General features: G+C 71.5%; 17 protein-coding genes. 4 read left to right on the top strand and 13 right to left on the bottom strand.

All coding sequences use genetic code 11. The annotated features are described in order from the left end of the window. Nucleotides 1–126: 126 nt before the first annotated feature. From gatB to ACZ4WQ_RS20785, 11 genes are all read right to left on the bottom strand, one after another. On the bottom strand, nt 127–1,635 hold the full coding sequence (gatB, locus tag ACZ4WQ_RS20835; RefSeq protein WP_311730300.1) for an Asp-tRNA(Asn)/Glu-tRNA(Gln) amidotransferase subunit GatB: 1,509 nt from the start codon (nt 1,633–1,635) through the stop codon (nt 127–129). 14 nt (nt 1,636–1,649) lie between these two features. After that, complete coding sequence (locus ACZ4WQ_RS20830) at nt 1,650–1,889, bottom strand: hypothetical protein (RefSeq protein ID WP_311730301.1); 240 nt, start codon at nt 1,887–1,889, stop codon at nt 1,650–1,652. Nucleotides 1,890–2,001: 112 nt separating this feature from the next. Further along, on the bottom strand, nt 2,002–3,495 hold the full coding sequence (gatA, locus tag ACZ4WQ_RS20825) for an Asp-tRNA(Asn)/Glu-tRNA(Gln) amidotransferase subunit GatA (protein WP_385344412.1): 1,494 nt from the start codon (nt 3,493–3,495) through the stop codon (nt 2,002–2,004). A 5-nt stretch (nt 3,496–3,500) separates the two neighbouring features. Next, on the bottom strand, nt 3,501–3,797 hold the full coding sequence (gene gatC / locus ACZ4WQ_RS20820; RefSeq protein WP_311730303.1) for an Asp-tRNA(Asn)/Glu-tRNA(Gln) amidotransferase subunit GatC: 297 nt from the start codon (nt 3,795–3,797) through the stop codon (nt 3,501–3,503). Between the two features lie 302 nt (nt 3,798–4,099). Continuing rightward, a complete protein-coding gene (locus tag ACZ4WQ_RS20815; protein WP_385344408.1) occupies nt 4,100–6,283 on the bottom strand; it encodes a putative bifunctional diguanylate cyclase/phosphodiesterase in 2,184 nt (727 codons plus the stop codon). A gap of 333 nt (nt 6,284–6,616) precedes the next feature. Beyond that, the gene (ligA, locus tag ACZ4WQ_RS20810; protein WP_398371751.1) at nt 6,617–8,803 is read right to left on the bottom strand and encodes an NAD-dependent DNA ligase LigA; all 2,187 of its coding nucleotides are present in this window, start codon (nt 8,801–8,803) and stop codon (nt 6,617–6,619) included. A gap of 15 nt (nt 8,804–8,818) precedes the next feature. Beyond that, on the bottom strand, nt 8,819–9,856 hold the full coding sequence (locus ACZ4WQ_RS20805; RefSeq protein ID WP_468022331.1) for a methionine synthase: 1,038 nt from the start codon (nt 9,854–9,856) through the stop codon (nt 8,819–8,821). Then, the gene (locus ACZ4WQ_RS20800) at nt 9,853–11,238 is read right to left on the bottom strand and encodes an MFS transporter (RefSeq protein WP_385344402.1); all 1,386 of its coding nucleotides are present in this window, start codon (nt 11,236–11,238) and stop codon (nt 9,853–9,855) included. Before ACZ4WQ_RS20800 ends, ACZ4WQ_RS20805 begins: the two co-directional genes overlap by 4 nt. Before the next feature lie 235 nt (nt 11,239–11,473). Then, on the bottom strand, nt 11,474–11,923 hold the full coding sequence (locus tag ACZ4WQ_RS20795) for a MarR family winged helix-turn-helix transcriptional regulator (protein ID WP_311730308.1): 450 nt from the start codon (nt 11,921–11,923) through the stop codon (nt 11,474–11,476). Between the two features lie 66 nt (nt 11,924–11,989). Continuing rightward, complete coding sequence (locus tag ACZ4WQ_RS20790) at nt 11,990–12,679, bottom strand: SDR family oxidoreductase (RefSeq protein ID WP_311730309.1); 690 nt, start codon at nt 12,677–12,679, stop codon at nt 11,990–11,992. 82 nt (nt 12,680–12,761) lie between these two features. Continuing rightward, nucleotides 12,762–15,560, bottom strand: a complete 2,799-nt coding sequence (locus ACZ4WQ_RS20785; RefSeq protein WP_398371746.1) for an AfsR/SARP family transcriptional regulator — start codon at nt 15,558–15,560, stop codon at nt 12,762–12,764. 175 nt (nt 15,561–15,735) lie between these two features. On the opposite strand from ACZ4WQ_RS20785, the gene ACZ4WQ_RS20780 reads away from it, so the two are divergent. Continuing rightward, complete coding sequence (locus ACZ4WQ_RS20780) at nt 15,736–16,950, top strand: hypothetical protein (RefSeq protein WP_398371744.1); 1,215 nt, start codon at nt 15,736–15,738, stop codon at nt 16,948–16,950. 56 nt (nt 16,951–17,006) lie between these two features. Here ACZ4WQ_RS20780 and ACZ4WQ_RS20775 read toward each other — a convergent pair whose 3' ends face one another. Together ACZ4WQ_RS20775 and ACZ4WQ_RS20770 are read right to left on the bottom strand one after the other, a co-directional pair. Further along, complete coding sequence (locus ACZ4WQ_RS20775) at nt 17,007–17,531, bottom strand: LOG family protein (protein WP_352129407.1); 525 nt, start codon at nt 17,529–17,531, stop codon at nt 17,007–17,009. A gap of 53 nt (nt 17,532–17,584) precedes the next feature. Then, a complete protein-coding gene (locus tag ACZ4WQ_RS20770; RefSeq protein WP_385344389.1) occupies nt 17,585–18,046 on the bottom strand; it encodes an ATP-binding protein in 462 nt (153 codons plus the stop codon). Between the two features lie 159 nt (nt 18,047–18,205). Between ACZ4WQ_RS20770 and ACZ4WQ_RS20765 the strand changes: the two genes are divergently transcribed. From ACZ4WQ_RS20765 to ACZ4WQ_RS20755, 3 genes are all read left to right on the top strand, one after another. Continuing rightward, nucleotides 18,206–19,060 (top strand): helix-turn-helix transcriptional regulator, encoded by an 855-nt coding sequence (locus tag ACZ4WQ_RS20765; protein WP_398371741.1) that lies wholly within the window; start codon nt 18,206–18,208, stop codon nt 19,058–19,060. A 12-nt stretch (nt 19,061–19,072) separates the two neighbouring features. Beyond that, on the top strand, nt 19,073–19,276 hold the full coding sequence (locus tag ACZ4WQ_RS20760; protein WP_398371739.1) for a DUF397 domain-containing protein: 204 nt from the start codon (nt 19,073–19,075) through the stop codon (nt 19,274–19,276). A 250-nt stretch (nt 19,277–19,526) separates the two neighbouring features. Next, nucleotides 19,527–21,830, top strand: a complete 2,304-nt coding sequence (locus ACZ4WQ_RS20755; protein WP_398371737.1) for a peptidoglycan recognition protein — start codon at nt 19,527–19,529, stop codon at nt 21,828–21,830. Nucleotides 21,831–21,893: the final 63 nt, after the last annotated feature.

Here is a 21,893-nt window from a genome sequence, read left to right as displayed (position 1 = left end):
CGGCCCCCCCCCCCACCACCCCCCTTCCGGGCGGGGGGGGCCCCCCCGCCCCCCCCCCCGCCCCCCAAGCGGGGGGGGGGGGGGCCCCCCCACCCCCCCCCCCCGCCGCCGTGCCGTGTCCGGAGGTCAGCCCTGGACGCCGAGCTTCTCCAGGATCAGCTCGCGCACGCGGGCCGCGTCGGCCTGGCCGCGCGTGGCCTTCATGACCGCGCCCACCAGCGCGCCCGCCGCCGCGACCTTGCCGCCGCGGATCTTGTCGGCGATCGCCGCGTTGCCCGCGATGGCCTCGTCGACGGCCGCGCCCAGCGCGCCCTCGTCCGAGACGACCTTCAGGCCGCGGGCCTGAACGACCGCGTCCGGGTCGCCCTCGCCCGCCAGCACGCCCTCGATGACCTGGCGCGCCAGCTTGTCGTTGAGCGAGCCCTCGGCGACCAGGGCGCACACGCGCGCGACCCGGGCCGGGGTGATCGGCAGGGACGTGAGGTCCACGCCGTCCTCGTTGGCCCGGCGGGCCAGCTCGCCCATCCACCACTTGCGCGCCGACGCCGCGTCGGCGCCCGCGTCGATGGTGGCGGTGATCAGCTCGATCGCGCCCGCGTTGAGGACGGACTGCATCTCGTGCGCCGAGATGCCCCACTCCTCGCGCAGCCGGGTGCGGCGCACCCGCGGCAGCTCCGGCAGTCCGGCCCGCAGCTGCTCCACCCACTCGCGCGCCGGGGCGACGGGCACCAGGTCCGGCTCCGGGAAGTAGCGGTAGTCCTCCGCCTCCTCCTTGATCCGGCCGGACGTCGTGGAGCCGTCCTCCTCGTGGAAGTGACGGGTCTCCTGGATGACCGTGCCGCCGTCCCCGAGCACGGCCGCCTGCCGCTGGATCTCGAAGCGGGCCGCGCGCTCGACGGAGCGCAGCGAGTTGACGTTCTTGGTCTCGGAGCGGGTGCCGAACTTGTCGGCGCCGTGCGGCCGCAGCGACAGGTTCACGTCGCAGCGCATCTGGCCCATCTCCATGCGCGCCTCGGAGACCCCGAGCGCCTTGATGAGCTCGCGCAGCTCGGCCACGTACGCCCGGGCGACCTCCGGGGCCCGGTCCCCGGCCCCCTCGATCGGCTTGGTGACGATCTCGATGAGCGGGATACCGGCCCGGTTGTAGTCGAGGAGGGAGTGCTGGGCGCCGTGGATACGGCCCGTCGCGCCGCCCACGTGGGTGGACTTGCCGGTGTCCTCCTCCATGTGGGCGCGCTCGATCTCGACCCGGAAGACCTCGCCGCCGTCGATCTCGACGTCCAGATAGCCGTTGAAGGCGATCGGCTCGTCGTACTGCGAGGTCTGGAAGTTCTTCGGCATGTCCGGATAGAAGTAGTTCTTCCGGGCGAAGCGGCACCACTCGGCGATCTCGCAGTTCAGCGCGAGGCCGATCTTGATGGCGGACTCGATGCCGGTCTCGTTGACGACCGGGAGCGAGCCGGGCAGGCCGAGACAGGTGGGGCAGGTCTGCGCGTTGGCCTCGGCGCCGAGCGCCGTGGAACAGCCGCAGAACATCTTGGTCGCGGTGCCGAGCTCGACGTGGACCTCGAGCCCCATGACGGGGTCGTAGGCGGCGAGGGCGTCCTCGTACGACACCAGTTCAGTGACGGTCACGGAAAACTAACCTCTCAGTCCGCCAGGACGTCGTCGTCGCCCATGCGCTTGAGCTCGCGGACGAGCAGCGCGATGGTGGTGACGATCGCGGCGGCCGAGACCACCGCGTCGACCAGCTGGAGCTTGTCGTTCTCGGATCGTGCCTTCTTGACCTGCTTGGCCACGCTCACCGCGCCGAAGAGCGCGGAGCCGATGGACAGGTAGGTGCCGGGCTTGGACTTCTTGAAGCTCTTGGCCTTCTTCAACGCGCTCACAGTGTCTCTCCGTTCGCCCCGCCGCGGCAGCGGCTGATGTTACAGCCGCCCGCGCGGCGCAGAGGTGCGGCTTTCGAAGTCATCTGCGGCCCGGCGGCCGCGCGTGCGTCGCTCACAGTGACTGTGCCTCCTCAAGCAGCGGGTGCCCCCACTTGTCGACGAACGCGGCCTCGACCGCCGCGCCGACCTTGTAGAGCCGGTCGTCGGCCATGGCGGGAGCGATGATCTGAAGGCCCACCGGCAGACCGTCCTCCGGCGCCAGGCCGCAGGGCAGCGACATGGCCGCGTTCCCCGCGAGGTTCGCCGGGATGGTGCACAGGTCGGCCAGGTACATCGCCATCGGGTCGTCGACGCGCTCGCCGATCGGGAAGGCGGTGGTGGGGGTGGTCGGCGAGACCAGCACGTCCACCTGCTCGAAGGCGCGCTGGAAGTCCTGGGTGATCAGGGTGCGGACCTTCTGCGCGGAGCCGTAGTACGCGTCGTAGTAGCCGGAGCTGAGCGCGTAGGTGCCCAGCATGATCCGGCGCTTGACCTCGGGGCCGAAGCCCGCCGCGCGGGTGAGCGCGGTGACGTCCTCGGCGGAGCGCGAGCCGTCGTCGCCGGCCCGCAGGCCGTAGCGCAGGCCGTCGAAGCGGGCCAGGTTGGACGAGCACTCCGACGGCGCGATCAGGTAGTACGCGGCCAGAGCCTTGTCGAACGACGGGCAGGACAGCTCCACGACCTCGGCGCCGAGCTCGCGCAGCAGCTCCACCGACTCGTTGAAGCGCTGTACGACGCCGGCCTGGTAGCCCTCGCCCCCGAACTCCTTGACCACGCCGATGCGCATGCCGCGCACGCTGCCGTTGCGGGCGGCCTCGACGACCGGCGGGACCGGGGCGTCGATGGAGGTGGAGTCGAGCGGGTCGTGCCCGGCGATGGCCTCGTGCAGCAGCGCCGCGTCCAGCACGGTCCTGGCACACGGGCCGCCCTGGTCCAGGGACGAGGAGAAGGCCACCATGCCGTACCGGGACACCGCGCCGTACGTCGGCTTGACGCCGACCGTGCCGGTCACGGCCGCGGGCTGGCGGATCGAGCCGCCGGTGTCGGTCCCGATCGCGAGCGGGGCCTGGAAGGACGCCAGCGAGGCGGAGGAGCCGCCGCCGGAGCCGCCCGGGATACGGGTGAGGTCCCAGGGGTTGTTGGTGGGCCCGAACGCGCTGTTCTCCGTCGACGACCCCATGGCGAACTCGTCCATGTTGGTCTTGCCGAGGATCACCACGTCCGCGTCCTTCAGGCGGGTGACCAGCGTCGCGTCGTACGGCGGGACCCACCCATCCAGGATCTTGGAACCGACGGTGGTCGGGATCCCCTTGGTGGTGAAGATGTCCTTCAGGGCGAGCGGAACGCCGGCCAGCGGGCCGAGCTCCTCGCCACGCGCGCGCTTCTCGTCCACGGCCCGGGCCTGGGCGAGCGCGCCCTCCCGGTCCACGTGCAGAAACGCGTGCACCTTCTCGTCGACGGCCTCGATACGGGCCAGGTGCGCCTCGGTCACCTCGACGGCGGTGACGTCGCCGGAGGCGATCTTCTCGGCGATGCCGGAAGCGGTGAGCTTGATCAGATCAGCCATGCGGGTCACTCCTCCCCCAGGATCTGCGGCACCTTGAACCGCTGCTGCTCCTGGGCGGGGGCGCCGGAGAGCGCCTCCTGCGGGGTCAGCGACGGACGGACCACGTCCGCGCGCATGACATTGGTCAGCGGCAGCGGGTGAGAGGTCGGCGGTACGTCTTGGTCGGCGACCTCGGAGACGCGGGCGACCGCGCCGATGATGTCGTCGAGCTGTCCGGCGAAGTGATCGAGCTCTTCGTCCTTCAGCTCCAGACGCGCCAGCCGTGCGAGGTGGGAGACCTCCTCGCGCGTGATGCCAGGCATGCAGCGATCCTCAGGGTGAGTGTGGTGAGTTTTCGCCCCAATCCTATGGCTCCGGCCACGCTGCGGGCGAAACGCTTACCCAGGCCGGCCTCCCGCCCGACGGGTCCGCGGAAGGATCCCCGGCAGGGGTGCGGGCGGGGTGAACCCCTAGGGGCGGTGTCTGGCGGATCATTTCCCCACCCGGCCCCTTCCCTGACCAGGGGCTTTGCCCCCGGGGGCTGCGGCGGAGCCCCGCCTGACGGGGCCCGGGGGCCGGGGCAGGGACCCAGGTCGGGGAGGGGCGGGGTGGGGGAGAACCCTGGCTAGGTGACCGGCTGGTCCGCGTCTTCCTCGGCCGGGGCCGTGGCGGCCGTGGCAGCCGGGGCGACGGCAGGCGCAGAGGCTGGAGCAGGGGCAAGGGCCGGGGCAGGGGCCGGGGTGGCGGGCGTGACCGCGGTGGCCTCCTCGCGGTGCCACCCGCGCTCACCCCGGGCGCGCAGCCACGCCGTCATCTCGTCGGGCGGCATCGCCGCCGCGACCAGCCAGCCCTGCACCGCGTCGCACCCCAGATCCCGCAGCCGCTCCCAGGTCTCGTCGTCCTCGACGCCCTCCGCGACGACCAGCAGCCCGAGCGAATGCGCGAGGTCGACCGTGCAGCGGACGATCTCCGCGTCCTCGGTGTCCACGGCCAGCCGGGCCACGAACGACCGGTCGATCTTGAGCTCGCTCACCGGCAGCCGCCGCAGGTGGACCAGCGAGGAGTAGCCCGTGCCGAAGTCGTCGAGGGACATCCGCACGCCGTGTCCGGTGAGGCTGGCCAGCGTGTCGGCGGCCCGCTGCGGGTCCTCCAGCAGGACGTGCTCGGTGATCTCCAGCTGGAGCGCGCCCGCCGGGACCCCGTGGCGGGCCAGCCGCCCGGCGACCGCTCCGGCGAAGCCGGGGGTGTGCACATCGCGCGGCGAGACATTGACCGCGACGGGTACGTCGAGGCCGTCGGCGCGCCAGCGGGCGACCTGGCCGAGCGCTGTCTCCAGGACGTACTCGGTCAGCCGCGGCATCAGCCCGGAGGTCTCGGCCATGGAGATGAACTCGTCCGGCGGGACGCGCCCCCGGTCGGGGTGCACCCATCGGACGAGCGCCTCCAGGCCGGCGACATGGCCGTCGAAGCCGACCTTGGGCTGGTAGTGGAGCTCGACGTCGCCCGCGTCCAGCGCCCGCCGCAGATCGCCGAGGAGGCCGAGCCGGTCGGGCGTGTTGCCGTCGCGCCGGGCCTCGTACAGCTCGACGCCGCTGCGGTCGCGCTTGGCCTGGTACATGGCGACGTCCGCGCGGCGCAGCAGCCCCTCGGCGTCGAGCGCGTGGTCGGGGTAGACGGCGACACCGGCGCTGGCTTCGAGGACGAGGGTGAGCCCGTCCAGGTCCAGCGGCGAGCCGAGGTCGCCGACCAGGCTGCGGGCCGCCCGCTGGGCGCTGGTCAGGGAGTCGGTGGTGGGCAGCAGCACCGCGAACTCGTCGCCGCCGAGCCGCGCCACCTCCGCCCCGCGCGGCAGCGCGACCCGCAGCCGGTCCGCGATCTGGAGCAGCAGCCGGTCGCCCGCGAGATGGCCCAGGGTGTCGTTGACCGAGCGGAAGCGGTCGAGGTCGAGCAGGACGAGCGCGGAGCGGGTGCCGCTCCGCTCGGACTCGTCCAGCGCGGTCCAGGTGCGTTCGAGCAGCCACTGGCGGTTGGGGAGTCCGGTGAGCGGGTCGCGCAGCTGCTCCTCGGCGCGCACCCGGGCGATCCACAGGGTGGAGTCGAGGGCGATCAGGGGCACCGCGAACAGCGGGAGCAGCAGGGGCATCTCGTCGGCGACGACGACGATCAGCGGGGCGATGCCGAGCAGCGCGATGCCGACGAGGGCCTGCCGGACCAGGGCCGTGCGGGCGAGGGTGGGCAGTCCGGCGCCGGGCGGGGCGAGGGAGTACCACAGGAGGGCGCGGGTGACCGCGAGATAGCCGAAGGCGGCCAGGGCCGTCTGGGGGATGGCGGACATCTCCCAGCTCGCCGGCCGCCAGGGGTGCTCGACGGTGGGGACGGTGCCGAAGGCGGCGAGGGTCAGGGCGGCCGCGCCGACGCCGAGGATGTCGACCGCGCCGTGCAGCGCCGCCTGCCGCCAGCGGTGCCGCCGGGCGGCGCCGACCAGGACGACGACGGCGAGGCTGACGAGCCCGGCGGGCAGCCAGCCGTACAGCAGCAGCGCGGCCAGGGTTAACGCGGAGCCGGATCCGGTGCCGCCCCACCAGCGGTCCCGGCCCATGGCGACCAGATGGCCGACGATGATTCCGGTGAGGACGGCGAGGGACCAGCCCACTGTGCCGTCGGGAAAGAGCGCATGGCCCGCGTCGAGCACCCGGAATACCCCGATGCCGAGTGCGAAAGCGGCCATCGCGACGGCCGCGGCGGGCAGCGCCGGCAGCACGAGCCGGTGCAGCCGTGACGCCGGGGCGGCGCTTTCGGTCGGTTTCATACCCGTCCCTCTCACAGCCGGCGGTGCCAGCGCCACGGCAGGCGCACACCATCAACAGTAGGCGGCAGATGGCTTTGACGGGCGGCGATCGGCGACGGTTGCCCGAATGCCGCCCGACGATCCATAACCATCTGGTATGCGCTGTAAGGGTGATGCCCGCTCGCGATGCCCGGGAAGTGCTCCCAGTCGTAATCCGGCCAGGTTGGACCGGAACCCACTTGGTACTCCACCGGACAGTTCGTCCGGACGGGTCATGCGGAGTCATCCGGAGTCGGGCGGAGCCCATCCGGATGACTCCTGACAGCTCGTTACTTGGTCCCGACTTGGCCCCGACTACTCCGCGGGCGTCACCGCGACCTCTCTCGCGGCCTCGGGCCCCTGTTCGAGCAGGACCGCAAATCCATCCTCATCGAGCACGGGAACCTTCAACTGCATGGCTTTGTCGTACTTCGATCCTGGATTGTCGCCGACAACAACAAAACCCGTCTTCTTCGAAACGGAACCCACGACTTTCGCGCCGCGGTTCTGAAGCGCCTCCTTCGCCCCGTCCCGGGTGTGCGATTGCAGGGTGCCGGTGACCACGACCGTGAGCCCTTCGAGCGGCCGCGGCCCCTCGTCCTCGGCGGCCTCCTCCTCGAACCGGACCCCGGCCCGGCGCCACTTCTCCACGATCTCGCGGTGCCAGTCCTCGGCGAACCACTGCTTGACCGAGGCCGCGATGGTGGGCCCCACGCCCTCCACGGCCGCCAGCTCCTCCTCGCCCGCCTCGGCGATCCGGTCCAGCGAGCGGAACTCGCGGGCCAGCGCGGCGGCCGCGACGGGCCCGACATGACGGATGGAAAGGCCGGTGAGGATACGGGCCAGCGGGCGCTCCTTGGCCGCCTCAATGTTGGCCAGCATCGCCAGGGTGTTCTTCTTCGGCTCGCCCTTCTGATTGGCGAAGAAGGTGACGACTTTCTCCTCCCCCGTCTTGGGGTCGCGCTTGGGCAGTCCGCTGTCCGGGTCCAACACATACGACCGGATGGGGAGGAGTTGTTCGACCATCAGGTCGAACAGATCGCCTTCGTCCTTCAGTGGCGGCTCGGCGGGCTCCAGCGGCTGGGTGAGCGCACCGGCGGCGACATAGCCGAAATTCTCGATGTCCAGACACTTGCGGCCCGCCAGGTAGTAGACGCGCTCGCGGACCTGGGCCCGGCAGTAGCGGGCGTTGGGGCAGCGCAGATCGACGTCGCCCTCCTTCATCGGCTGGAGCGGAGTGCCGCACTCCGGGCACTCGGCGGGCATCACGAACTCCCGCTCGGTGCCGTCCCGCAGATCGACGACCGGCCCCACAATTTCCGGAATGACATCGCCCGCTTTACGCAGCACCACGGTGTCGCCGATCAACACGCCTTTGGCCTTGACGACGTCCTGATTGTGCAGGGTCGCGAATTCGACTTCCGAGCCCGCCACCGTGACCGGCTCGACCACGGCGAACGGCGTAACGCGCCCGGTGCGCCCGACGCCGACCCGGATGTCGACCAGCTTGGTATTGACCTCCTCCGGCGGGAACTTCCAGGCGATGGCCCAGCGCGGCGCCCGCGAGGTGGAACCCAGCCGCCCCTGGAGCGGGATCTCGTCGAGCTTGACGACCACGCCGTCGATCTCGTGCTCCAGCGAATGCCGCCGCTTGGGGTCCCCGTAGTACGCGATGTACTCACGGACGCCGTCGAGCGAATCCACGACCTTGTAGTGCGCGGCCGTCGGCAGCCCCCACTCGTGCAGCAGCTCGTAGGCCTGCGACTGCCGGTCGATGGCGAAGCCGTCGCGCGCTCCGATGCCGTGGACCACCATGCGCAGCGGGCGGCTCGCGGTGACCTTGGGGTCCTTCTGGCGCAGCGAGCCCGCCGCCGCGTTCCTCGGGTTGGCGAACGGCGGCTTCCCCGCCTCCACCAGCCGCGCGTTCAGCTCCTCGAAGCGCTCCCCGGGGAAGTAGACCTCGCCGCGGACCTCCACCAGCTCCGGAACCCGGTCGCCCTTGAGCCGGTCGGGGATCGCGGAGATCGTCCGCACATTGGGCGTGATGTCCTCCCCGGTGCGGCCGTCGCCGCGCGTCGCGGCGCGGGTCAGCCGGCCGCGCTCGTACGTCAGGTTGACCGCGAGGCCGTCCACCTTGAGCTCGCACAGGAAGTGGTACGGGGTCTCCGCCAGCTCCCGTACGATGCGGTCGGCCCAGCCGGCCAGCTCGTCGTTGTCGAAGGCGTTGTCCAGGCTGAGCATGCGCTCGCGGTGCTCGACCTCCGTGAACTCCGTCTCGTACGCGCCCGCGACCTTCTGGGTCGGCGAGTCGGGCGTCCTGAGCTCCGCGTATTCCTCCTCCAGCGCCTCGAGCGCCCGCAGCAGCCGGTCGAACTCGGCGTCGCTGACGACCGGGGCGTCCTTGACGTAGTACCGGAAGCGGTGCTCCTCGACCTGCTCAGCGAGCTTGGCGTGCTTGTCCCGTGCCTCCGCGGGCACTGTCGACTGCTGTTCGCCGGCCACCGTGTCGTCCTCCCGTTACTCAGGGTTGTCCGCGAGCGATCTCGCCGCCCGGACGCAGTGGGCCAGCGCGGCGCGCGCGTACGCGGGCGAGGCGCCCGCGAGGCCGCACGCCGGGGTGACCACCACGGACTCCGCGAGAGCCCCAGGCGAGAGCCCCAGCCTGCGCCACAGCGTCCTGACACCCATGACGCTACCGGCAGGGTCCGACAATGGGGTGTCGGTCCCCGGCACCGCGCCGACGAACAGCGAGGTGCCGGCCTCGACGGCCTCCCCGATCGCCTCCTCCTCACGCTCCGTGAGCAGGGAGAAGTCGAAGGAGACCCCGGCGGCCCCCGCCCGCCGCAGCAGCCCGAAGGGCACGCCGGGCGCACAGGAGTGGACGACCACCGGCCCGTCCGTCACCGCGATCACATCCCGCAGCGCGCCCTCCAGCACGCCCCGGTCCACTGCGGCGTAGGTGCGGTAGCCGCTGGCCGACCGGACCCGCCCGCGTGCCACCGCCGTCAGGGACGGCTCGTCGAGCTGGAGCACCACCTGGGCCCCGGGGACCCGGCGGCGCACCTCCGCCAGGTGGCCGCGCAGCCCCTCCGCGAGCGAGGCCACCAGGTCCCGGCAGGCGCCCGCGTCGTTCAGCGCGGCCTCCCCGCCCCGCAGTTCGAGCCCGGCGGCCAGGGTCCAGGGCCCGACGGCCGACACCTTGAGCGCGCCCTGATAGCCCTGGGTGAACTCCTCCAGGGCGTCCAGGTCCTCCCTCATCCAGGAGCGCGCCCGCCGGGTGTCGCGCCCGGGGCGGTCGCTGATCCGCCAGCCGCTGGGCTCCACGTGCGCGTACACCTCGACCAGCAGGCCGGCGGTCCGCCCGATCATGTCCGCGCCGGGACCCCGCGCGGGCAGCTCCGGCAGGTACGGCAGCGTCTCCAGCGACCCGGTGACGGTCTTGGCGGCCTCCCGCGCGTCACCGCCCGGCATCGACCCGACGCCGGTCGCGGCCCCCGCGCCCCAGCTCGGCCCCTTCGCGTTGTCCGCGCTGTTCGCGGTGCTCTTCTCGCTCACCCCGGAAGGGTACGAGCCCCGCGGCCGCTCGCGTGAACCGCTCGGTCGGCCCTCGGCGCCCGCAGGCCGAACCACGCCAGCAGCGCGGCGCCCGCGTACGCCGCGCCAGCCAGTCCGAAGGATGCCGCGGCGCCCGCGTACCAGCCGCCCGCGCCCGCGAGCACCGCGCCCATGACAGCGATGCCGACCAGCGTGCCGATCTGCCGGTTCGCGTTGAGCGTGGCCGAGGCGATGCTCGCGTGCTCGCGTCCGGCGGCGTCCATGAGTGCGCCGGTCATCGCCGGGGAGGCGACACCGAGGCCGGTGTTGAAGGCGCCCAGGATCACGGCGAGCGCCCAATAAGGCAGCCCCGGGGAGATGACGACCGCGAGGGCGGTCGTCCCGGCCGCCGCGTACAGCAGCGACCCGGCGAGCGCGGCCCGGTTGCCCACCCGGTGCCCCGCCTTGGCGTACAGGACATTGCCGAGCAGGAAGACCATCTGGGTGGGGAGCAGTTGCAGGCCCGCCTCCATGGGGCTCGCGCCGCGCGCGTTCTGCAGGAAGAGCCCGAGCATGAACATCCCGCCGTAGCAGCCGAGGTTGAAGAGGAAGCCGACGGCGTTGGCGGTCGAGAAGCGCGCGTTGGCGAAGAGTGCGCCGGGCAGCACCCGGGCCGTCGTCCCCGCGGCCCGCTCCCGTACCGCGAAGGCGGCCCCGGCCAGCAGCGCGACCGCGAACGCGGCGAGCACCGGCGCCGCGCCCCACCCCGTCTCCGGCCCCTGGATGAGGCCGTACGCGAGCGCCGCGAGCGCGACCAGACCGAGCGCGTGCCCGCCCGCGCCCAACGGCATGGCGCGGCCGGGAAGCGGCGCGACGTAACGGCGCGCGAGCACCAGGGCGGCGAGCCCGACGGGCAGGTTGACCAGGAAGATGCTGCGCCAGCCCAGGCCGCCGACCAGCAGCCCGCCGACCGCGGGCCCCACTCCGGCCGCCGTCGAGACGATCGCGGACCAGATGCCCAGGACCCGGGCGCGCTCCGGGCCGCCCGGGAAGGCGTTCATGAGGAGGGTGAGCGAGCTCGGCATGAAGAGCGCGGCCCCGGCCCCCTGCGCCAGCCGCCCGGCCACCAGCACCCCGGCGACCGGGGCCACCGCGCACACCAGCGAGGCCGCGGTGAACAGCCCGAGCCCGGCCAGATAGATCCGCCGCGCCCCGAAGCGGCCCGCCAGTGACCCGGCGAGCAGCAGCAGGGACGCGAAGACCAGGACGTAGCCGTCGACGACCCAGGTGAGGCCGGAGAGGGTCAGATCCAGGCCGGAGCGCAGCTGGGGCCCCGCGACGTTCATGATCGTCACGTCCAGGGTCGCCATCACGAAGCCGAGGGCCAGCGCGAGAAGTTGCACGCCCTGCCGCTTCTCTGTCGCCCGCCCCTCCCCCTCTGCCTTCCCGTTCGACTTCGCCTTCACGGAATGTCCGGGCTCGTCCGCCCTCTGCCGTGCCCTGTCCGTACGAGTGATCATGCACGAAAACTTATAGCTGTATCCATTACAGCTGCAATAGATACAGCTATAACTTTACTGGCGCCATACGAAAGCCCCTGGGACCCACGCCCTGGGCTCCCGGGGGCTCCCGCGATGCCTACCCCACCCGGTCGAGCGCCTTCAGCAGCTGCGCCCGCAGCTCATCGCGCCCCTCGTCGGTCAGGTGGTCCAGTGGCGAGTCCTTCCCCATCCGCCGCAGCAGATCCAGCCGCAGCTCCCGCCCCTCCTCGGTCAGGACCAGCTGCTTGGCCCTGCGGTCCGTGGGGTGCGGCTGCCGTACCACCAGCCCCTGCTTCTCCATCTTGTCCATCACATAGGTCACGTTCGGCGGCTCACAGCACAGCACCGCTGCCAGCTCCCGCGCCGTCTTCGGCTCCCCCAGCTCCTCCAGGGCCTTCGCCTGGGTGGGGGTGAGGCCGAGCTCGGCGATCCGGCTGCGCCGGTGCGCGTCCATCCGCCGGGACAGTTCGGTGACGAGCCCCCGGATCTCCCTGACCCCGCACCCCGCTTGCGCGTCGGTCGCTCTCGCTTCGGCTTCGCTGCTCACCTCGTCAGCGTACGTCGGCGGGCGCGGTTCGCCGCCGACGCGTCGGGACTCCGCCCCGCTCGGCCGTCAGGCGATCGGCCGCACCGACAGGTCCGTGATCTCCGCGTCGCGCGGCAGGTCGAGGGCCGCCAGGACCGTGGTCGCCACCGACCCGGCCGTCATCCAGCGCTCCGGGTCGTACTCCTTGCCCTCCTGCTGGTGCACCTTGACCTGCATGGGCGTGGCCGTACGCCCCGGATAGACGGTGGTCACCCGCACCCCGTGGCCGCTCTCCTCCCAGCGCAGCGCGTCGGCCAGCGCCTTGAGCCCGTGCTTGCTCGCCGCGTACGCGCCCCACTGGCTGCTGGCCCGCAGCCCGGCACCGGAGTTGACGAAGACCACATGCCCCTGGGCCACCCGCAGCTGTGGCAGCAGCAGCCGGGTCAGCTCGGCGGGCGAGACCAGATTGACGGCGAGCTGGCGGGTCCACACCTTGGGGGTCAGCTCGCCGACCTCGCCGAGGTCCACCACGCCGGCGATGTGCAGCAGCGAGTCCAGCCGCTCGGGCAGCGCCTGCTGCCCCAGCGCCCAGGACAGCCGGTCCGGGTCCGCCAGGTCACCGACGACCGTACGGGCGCCGGGAAAGCGCGCCGCCAGCTCCCGTGCCCGCCCGGCGTCGCGGGCCAGCAGCCACAGCTCCTCGCCCCGCTCGACGAGCCGCTCGGTGACCGCCTCGCCGATGCCCGAACCTGCTCCAGTGATCAGATGCGTTCCCATGCCCCCAGCTTGCCGCACCGGGCGGGGCCGCGGCGGCGCGGGTGCGCGGGCCGCCGTCGTCCGGAGGGCACCGAGAAGACGGTCATGGTCCGTCCAACTGTTCCTGGACGTGCCGGGCCTGCGCTGCGCGGCGCTGGGCGCGGAACAGCGCGAGGGCCCGCAGCCGGTTCTCCCGGGCCTCCTCGGGCCGCCCCAGGGCCTGCTGGGCGTCGGCGATGTTGGCGAGGGTGTCGGCCTCGTCATACGCGTTGCCCGCCTCCTGGAACAGCTCCAGAGCCTCGCTGTAGTGGACGAGCGCCCGGTCGTGGCGGCCGGTCCGGTGGGCGATGTAGCCGAGGCTGTCCAGCGTCGAGGCCTCGGCGCCCCGGCCGGCCTCGGCACGGAACAGCGCCAGGGCCCGCTCGCAGTGGTCGCGCGCCTCCTCGAAGCGGCCCAGCTGGGCATGGCACCAGCCGACCGCGTTGAGCTGGCCCGCCTGCCAGACGGGGTTGCCGAGCCCCTCGTACAGGCGCAGGGCCTGGCCCGCGTGGGTCAGCGCGGCCTCTTTGTCGCCCTGTTGCTCCCAAACCCATCCAAGGGTGCGATGTGTGTGGGCCTGGCCGGGGACGTCGCCTGCCTCCTCGTACACCGCCAGCGCCCGGCCGAGGTGGTCCAGGGCCTCGGCGCCCTGCCCCAGGTGCGAGGCGGCCTGGCCCAGGCGCCAGTGGGCGAGCGCCCGCGCGGGCGGATGGCCCTGGCGCTCGGCGGCGGTGAGCCCCGCCCGCCAGACCCTGAGGTGGTCCCGGAAGTGGGCGCCACGCCAGTGGTAGGAGATCAGCGTCCAGGCCAGCTGCCAGACCGGGGTGTGCCGTTCCTGCTTCAGGGCCAGCCGCTGGGCGGCGAGAACGCAGGCGTGTTCGGCGTCGAACCAGTCCAGGGCCGCGGCGGGGTCCTCGAGGCGGACCGGGACGCAGCCGGGCGCGGCCGGGTCGAGCTCGGGTCTGAACGGCGTGTTCGGCCCGTCCACCAGGCTGTTGGCGGCGAAGGCGGTGTGCAGATAGAAGTCGACCAGCCGACGCAACGCGTCCCGGCCACGCCCGCGCTCGTCCGCCTGACCGCGCTCGGCGGCGTACAGCCGGACGAGATCGTGCATCCGGTAACGGGCCGGGGCGTGCCGCTGGACCAGGTGCGCGGCCTCCAGCTCGCCGAGCAGTACGCGGGTGCGGGGCGCGTCGAGCCCGGCGAGGGAGGCCGCGGCGGGCAGGCCGATGTCGGGGCCCGGCGCCAGGCCCAGCAGTCCGAACAGCTCGGCCGCCGGGGCGGAGAGGGCGCGGTGCGAGGCGGCGAAGACGGCGCGCAGGTTCGCGGTCAGATCGCCGGTGTCCAGCGCGTCCAGCCGGGTCGCCGCCTCCCTCAGCTCCTCGGCGAGCGCGGCGAGGGGCAGGTCGGGGTGGGTGGCGGCGCGCGCGGCCACGATCCCCAGGGCCAGCGGAAGGCCCGCGCAGTGCTCCAACAGCACGTCCACCGCGTCCGGTTCGGCCTCGACCCGCGCGGCCCCCAGGTGCCGCACCAGCAGCTCGCGCGCCTCGGCCGCGCCGAAGACGTCGAGCGGCAGCGGCAGCGCGCCGTGCGTGGTGACCAGGGAGGTGAGCCTGGAACGGCTGGTCACCAGCACGGTGCAGCTGGGGCTGCCGGGCAGCAGCGGCCGCACCTGCCCGGCGTCGCGGGCGTCGTCCAGCACAACCAGCACGCGCCGGCCCGCCAGCAGGCTGCGGTACAGCGCGGTCTGCGCGTCCAGGTCCACCGGGATCGAGTCGGGCGCGACGCCGAGCGCGTCCAGGAACCCCCGCACCGCGACCGCTGTCGGCACCGGTTCCGCCGACGGGTCGAAGCCGCGCAGGTTGACGTACAGCTGCCCGTCGGGGAACCGCGCCGTGTTCTCGTGCGCCCAGCGGACCGCCAGCCAGGTCTTGCCGACCCCGCCGATCCCGCCGATCGCCGAGATCACGACCGTCTCGCCGCCGGCCTCGGCCCGTACGTCGCACACCTCGCTCAGCCGCAGCAGCTCCCGCGCGCGGCCGGTGAAGGCGGGCGGCGGGGCGGGCAGCTGACGCGGCACCGGGATGTGGGCCTCCGGGCCGAGGCTCGTGTCGCCCGCAGGCGGTTCCGCGAGCGCGGGGTCCCCCTCCAGGATCCGCTGATGCAGCTGGTCCACCGCCCGGCCCGGGCCGATGCCCAGCTCCGCAACCAGCAACTGCCGTGTGCGCCGATAGTGCTCCAGCGCCTCGGCCTGGCGGCCACAGCGATACAGCGCGAGCATCAGCTGCCCCGCCAGCCGCTCGTCCAGCGGGCGCTCCCCGGCCCGGGTGAACAGCCCGGCCAGCAGCTCCCCGTGGCGCCCGCGGCGCAGCCCGGCGTCATTACGGTCCAGCTCGGCCGCGAACCGCTCCTGGGCGAGGGCGTCGCGCAGCGCGTTGAACCAGGGCGTGTCGATCGCGCCGAACGCGTCGCCGCGCCACAGCCCGAGCGCCTGCTCCAGCAGCGCCTCGGCCCCCTCGTCGGCGGCGCTGCGGGCCTCGGCGACCAGCTCACGGAAGCGGTGCAGGTCGATGGCCGCCTTCTCGGCCGCCAGGACGTAGCCCCCCGCTTCCTTCCCGATCTCCACCCCGACAGCGGTCAGGACGGCCCTCAGCCGCGAGAGATAGCTGTAGAGCGCCGTACGGAACCGCTGCGGCGGCCGCTCACCCCAGATCCGGTCCGCGAGCTGATCGACGGAGACCGAACGGTTGGCATCGACGAGCAGCGCCGCCAGAACGGACCGCTGCCGCACATGCCCGACGTCCATCGGACGGCCGTCGGCCCACACCTCGATGCCGCCCAATAACCCGAACGTGACCGCCATTTCGCTCCCACGGTGGAAACAGCCTGCCCTGTGACAGCCCATCCGATCAGCCGATTCAAGGTCCGCACAAGGTCTCTGCAACACCGGCCCGAAAGGCTGTCCTATGCGGCGCCCGGCAGGGGGGCGGGCGCCGCCACTCCCCCGGCCCGAATACCGAATGGGGGATGCGTCTGTCATGGACGTCACACGCCGAACACTTCTCTGCGGCATCTCCGCCGCTCCGCTCGCCGCGGCCGCCGGCGGCCTGGTACTCCCGTCCACGGCGCACGCGGCTTCTTCCGAGGCAGCGTCCGAATTCCGCGTGAAGATGCGCGACCGCCCGAAGAGGCAGGTCGGCTACACCTACCCTGAGGCGATCGCCGGTCTCGCCCGTGCACTCCCGGCAGCGCCCCTGGTGGCAGAGGTGCTGCGGAACGCCGACCGCAAAGCGGTGGTGAACCACCGCTGGCCCGCGGGGGGCAAGCCGGACAGGCTCAAGTACTCCTTCGGCTGGGACCCTGACACCAGTGACGGCACCACTCCGGCGTGGTATCCGCAGGGCATCTCCACCAGCTACGACGCCTACCACGGACCGATTCCGGGCACGAACACGGAGCCGGAGAAGCGGGCGGTCCTGGTGTCCTGGTACGGAAAGGGCATGAACGCGTGGCGGGGCGCGCGTATCACCTTCGTCGATGTGACCCTCCCGAGCAGGCCGCGATACCGTCACGTGCTGCTCGTGGAGCCCCTGAAGCGTCTCGGCCAGCCCAATGACTTCCGGCCGGTCAAAGCCCACGCGGGAGGCCTCGCCTGGTACGGGGACAGGCTCTATCTCGCTGACAGCGCGAATGGCGGGTTGCGCGTATTCAACATCAACCAGATGTTCCGGGTTTCCGCCAGCGGGCTCGCGGCGGCGGGCTACTGCGGATACCACCGGGGAGACAAGAAGTACTACGCGTGGGGCTACCAGTACGTGCTTCCGCAGAGCCGTGCCTACGACAACGCGGGAGCGGACCTGAGGTATTCACAGGTCGCGGTGGACCATACGACCCCGCAGCCTTCCCTCCTTGTCAACGAGTACTTCGGCGGCGGCAGCACCCGGTGCATACGCTGGAACATGAACTCCAGCACGAGTTCCATCACCTCCGAAGAGGCCGTGGAGGAGCGGTCGTTCGAGCGGGCCAACGTCCAGGGGGTCGTCAGTGTGAACGGCTCCTACTACTTCTCGGTCAGCAAAGGTTCCAACCCCGGGCACCTGTACCGCTGCCCGCGCGGCAGCTTCGAGAAGCCCAAGAAGCACGGAAAGCTCTCGATCGGCCCCGAGGACCTCAGCTACGACGGTGACCGGAACGGCATCTGGAGTCTGGGCGAGCACCCGCGCAGGCGCGCCGTGTACGTGGTGGGCCGCTGAGCCTCGACATCACCAAGGCGTGGCTCCGCTCCGGCGGAGCCACGCTCACGGCTATCTCACTGCTCCAGGTGCGCCAGCGCGTCCGCGCCGCTCTCCGCGAAGAAGACCAGCTCGCTGAGGGGGAGCGGCAGAAAGCCCTCGTCCTCCATCCGCTGGAACTGCTGCTTCAGCCCGTCGTAGAAGCCCGCCGTGTTGAGCAGCACCACCGGCTTGATGTGCAGGCCGTGCTTCTTCAGCTCCAGGATCTCGGTGGCCTCGTCCAGCGTCCCCGTGCCGCCCACCATGACCACCACCGCGTCCGCCCGGGCGAGCAGCTGCGCCTTCCGCTCGGCGAGATCCTTGGCGATCACCATCTCGTCGGCGTTCTCCCTGGCCTTCGCGGACAGGAACTCCACCGATATCCCGACGAGCCGCCCGCCGTTCTCCTGCACCCCGTCCGCCATCACCTTCATCAGCCCGACGTCCGACCCGCCCCACACGAGAGTGTGCCCACGCTTGCCGATCAGCTCGGCGAACTCGCGGGCCGGGGCGGTGTAGCGGTCGTCCAGGTCGGCGGCGGAGCAGAAGACGCAGATATTCATGCTCGCCACTGTACGGCGCGGGTGCGACAGCGCCCCGGATCCGCGCGGCTGATTCAGGCGGCCAGCGCCGCCATGGGCGTCGGCGACGGCCCGCCCCAGGCCAGCTCGAACCACACCGTCTTCCCGCCGAGCCCGAACGGCTCCTCCCCGATGGCGCAGCCACCCCACCGGTCCGCGAGGACGTCGAGGATGAACAGCCCCCGGCCGCCGTCCACCTCCACGGACGGCTTGAACGGCTCAGGGAGCTCGGGGTTGGTGTCGGTGACGCTGACCCGCAGCACGGGGTGCCTCCACAGCAGACGAACGGACGCGCAGTCGTCTGAGTATCGGACGGAGTTGGTCGCCAGCTCGGAGGTGAGCAGCGACGCCAACTCGACCAGTTCACGCAGCCCGTGAGCCGTCAGCACGGCGCGCAGCGTGGCCCGGACGATGCCCGGACCGCGGGGGTCTCGGGGGAAGCGGAGTTCGTACTCCCAGGGCTCGGTGAACAGCAGCGGTGGCGGTTGCGGGGTCACGTGGCACCTCCGGTGGGCGTTGCGTTCGCGGTCACAAGCTAGAGCACTTTGAGTAACTTGTGAGTCACTCAGACACGAACGAGTGAAACAAAACTCGACTCAGTAGACCCTCACTTAGCCCCCTGCCAGACTGCCTGGACGGGCAGCGAGAGAGGACTCATGGCACCAAGAAGCGCCCCTACAGGCCGTCAGCGCCGCCTCGCCGTGGAACTACGGCGCATGCGCGAGCAAGCCGGGGTTTCCATCCAGCAGGCGGCCACGATGCTGGGCGCCGACCGGACGATGATCTCCAACGTCGAGGCCGCGCGCACGAGGCTGAGCGAAGAGCGCGTCCGTCAGCTCGCATGCAATTACGGATGCGCGGACGAGCCACTGATCAACGCGCTGGCCTCCATGACGGGCAGCCGTCGGAGCCGGGACTGGTGGGCGGAGTACAGAGGCAAGCTGCCGGACGGCTTCCTGGACATCTCCGAGATCGAGCACCACGCCACGCACATCCGCACCGCGCAGACGGTGCACCTGCCAGGCCTGCTGCAAACCGAGGAGCACGCCCGTGCACTCTTCGAGCTGGTGGTCCCGAAACTGCCGCGCCTGGAAGTCGAGCTGCGCGTGGCACACCGCCTGGAACGCCAGAACATCCTCGACCGGGAGCGGCCGACCCCCTACGTCGGCATCATTCACGAGGCCGCACTGCGCATGCAGTTCGGCGGGCGGGACGTGGCCAGGACACAGCTCGAATACCTGGCCGACGCAGCAGACCGCGACAACATCACCCTGCTCGTCATCCCGTTCAGCGCCGAAAGTTTCCACGGCGCCGGACAGTCGATCCTGTACGCAGAGGGACCCGTACCGCAGCTCGACACCGTGCAGTTGGACACCGCCTACGGCCCCCACTTCGCCGATGCCCCGACTCCGCTCGCCAACTATCGTGCCCTGCTGGACCTGATGGAAGACTCGGCGTTCCCATCCGATGAGTCTCAGAAGCTCATCCGGTCCATCGCCCGCGATATGTGAGAGGGGCCATCAGTGCACGAGTCCACCTGGCAGCGGTCATCGTTCTGCGGCGGCGGCGGCAACAACTGCATAGAGGTCGCCATTGATGGCAGCGCCATAGCCATACGCGAAAGCGCCGAGCCCGAAGCAGTCCTGATCACCGACCGCACCGCGCTGCGCGCGTTCGTCCTCGGCGTGAAGGACGGGCGCTTCGACCCCCTGCTGGACCGCCGGTAGCCGACGCGGCAATACGACCATGGGCCCCGGTGCGACACGCACCGGGGCCCCTCGCATGCTGCGACTCACGCCGATGGGTGACGCGCATCACCCAGATGAGCCAGCAAAGTGACCTTCCAGCCCCATAAGCTGCCCAATACGCGTACCGGAATAATTCAATCCGCTTCCCCCACACGCGGCAGCGGTCACGACGACCGTTCACGCCTGATCAGACAGCCGGAACGCCCGGACAACCGTGGGCTGGGAGAGAATGTTGAGAGCACGACGCATAAGGGGAGCGGCTGCCGCAGTGGCAGTCGGCGTGATGGGGGTGCTGGCCTTCGAAGGGCTGGCCGACGGCTCGGCCGACACCGGAAGGGCAGCGACCTCCGGGCCGGTCAAGGCCGCCGTCCACCGCATCGCATTGAAGCCCGGCACGGACGGGAACGTGGCGCTCGGGGATCGTTCCACCGAGCCCTTCAGTCTGCTCGGCGTGAGCTGGACCAACCCCAGGGCCAAGGCGCCCAAGAAGGTCGAAGCGCGCACCCGTGACGCGAAGACCGGTGCGTGGTCGCAGTGGTTCACCGTGGGAGAGAATGACGCCCGGGGGGACGTTCCGGTGAAGGGCGAGCGGGGAGCGACCGAGCCCTACTGGGTCGGGCCTTCCAACGGCGTCCAGTTGCGCGTCCTGGCGGGCAGCAAAACCTCGACCGCCCTACCGCACGGCCTGCGCCTCGACCTGGTGGATCCCGGAAAGGCCGCCACCGCCGACCCCGCCCCGGCCGCGTACACCCTCGATGATCCCAGTGCCTCCGCCTCCGCCTCGGACAGCGCGACGCCCGCCGATACGCCGACCGGCACGCCCACGGACGCGGCGACCGACACCCCCACTCCGGCCGACACTCCCACCACGGCGACGGACTCCCCCTCGCCGAGCGACACGCCGACCCGGGCCCCGACCAGCGATGCCCCGTCCGCCTCGCCGAGCGACACGGCGACGGCCTCGGCCTCACCTTCGCCGAGCGCCTCCGCCACCAGCGGGCCGCCCTCCACCGCACCCGAGCCGCCGATCGTCTCGCGCTCCACATGGGGCGCCGACACCACGGGCATCACACCGGAGGACCCTCCGACGTACAACACGGACGTGAAATCGGTCTTCGTCCACCACACGGACGGGACCAACGACTACAGCTGCGCAGATTCCGCCTCGATTGTGCGTGGTATTTACATCTATCACGTCAAGACCAACGGCTGGAACGACATCGGGTACAACTTCCTGGTCGACAAGTGCGGCACCATCTTCGAAGGCCGCGCAGGCGGCGTCGATATGCCGGTACTCGGCGCGCACACCTACGGCTGGAACCGCGAGAGCGCCGGCATCGCCGTCCTGGGCAACTACACCTCCACCGGCGCGTCCACGGACGCGCTGACGTCGATCGCCCGGCTGGCCGGATGGAAGCTCGGTCAGTACGGCGCCGACCCCGCCGGCACCGTCCAGCTCACCGCTGGAGCGACCCAGAAGAACTACTTCGGCACCAGCTACACGGCCGACACGAAGTACACCTTCAACCGGATCTCCGGACACCGCGATGGCTACAACACCGAGTGCCCCGGCAACTCGCTGTACGCCCAGCTGCCCACCATCCGCAGCTTGGCATCCGGCCCCGTCGCCGGTTTGAAGATCACCTCGGTATCCGGGGCCGGTCTGTACAACTCGGCCTACTACACCAAGTCCGGCATCACCGTTCGCTGGTCGGCCACCACTCCCGCAGTCCTGATCAAGAGGTACGAGCTGCTGGTCGACGGCAAGGTCGTCGCCACCACCTCCGGCACCAGCGCCTCCGCGTCGGCCACCCTGGCGCTGGGCACGCACAAGGTCGCGGTGCGGGCCGTGCACCAGTCGGGGAAGACGGCGACCACCGCCGCCACCACCGTCATCGCCGAGACCACCGCCCCGACCTTCACCACGACACCGAAGCTCACCCTGCGGACCGGCACGGTCAACACCACCGCCGTCCCGGTCCGCCTGGACTGGAAGGCAACCGACAACGCCGCCCTCCAGAACGTCAAGCTGCTGTCCCCGACCACCGCGACGTTCGGCCCGACGACCACCACTTCCAACCGCACGGTCGCGTCCGGCACCGCGTCCACCTGGTCCATGCGCGCCTACGACTACGCGGGCAACTACCGCACCTCCTCGCCCTCCTACACGCCCGTCATCCTCCAGGAGTCCTCGGCGGTGAAGTCCGGTAGCTGGACGACCAAATCCTCCTCCAGCTACCTGGGCGGCAAGTCGTACTCGAGCGGCAGCAAGGGCGCCAGCCTGACCTGGACCTTCACCGGCCGTTCCGCGGCCTGGGTGGTCTCCCGGGCATCGACCTCCGGCCAGGCGTACGTCTATGTGGACGGCACCAAGGCCGCCACCGTCGACCTGCGCTCCTCCTCGACGATGTACCGCAACGCCATCTGGACGAAGTCCTGGTCCACCAGCGCCAAGCACACCGTCAAGATCGTCGTCGTCGGCACCAGCGGCCGCCCGACCATCACCTCCGACGGCCTGGTCTACATCAAGTGACCAGCCGCGCCTGACCCACGAGAACGGGGCGCGGCCGGTGGCCGGCCGCGCCCCGCACACATC

The organism is Streptomyces sp. NPDC028305 (genome assembly GCF_055569495.1).
This window is presented reverse-complemented; position numbering and strand designations above follow the sequence as displayed.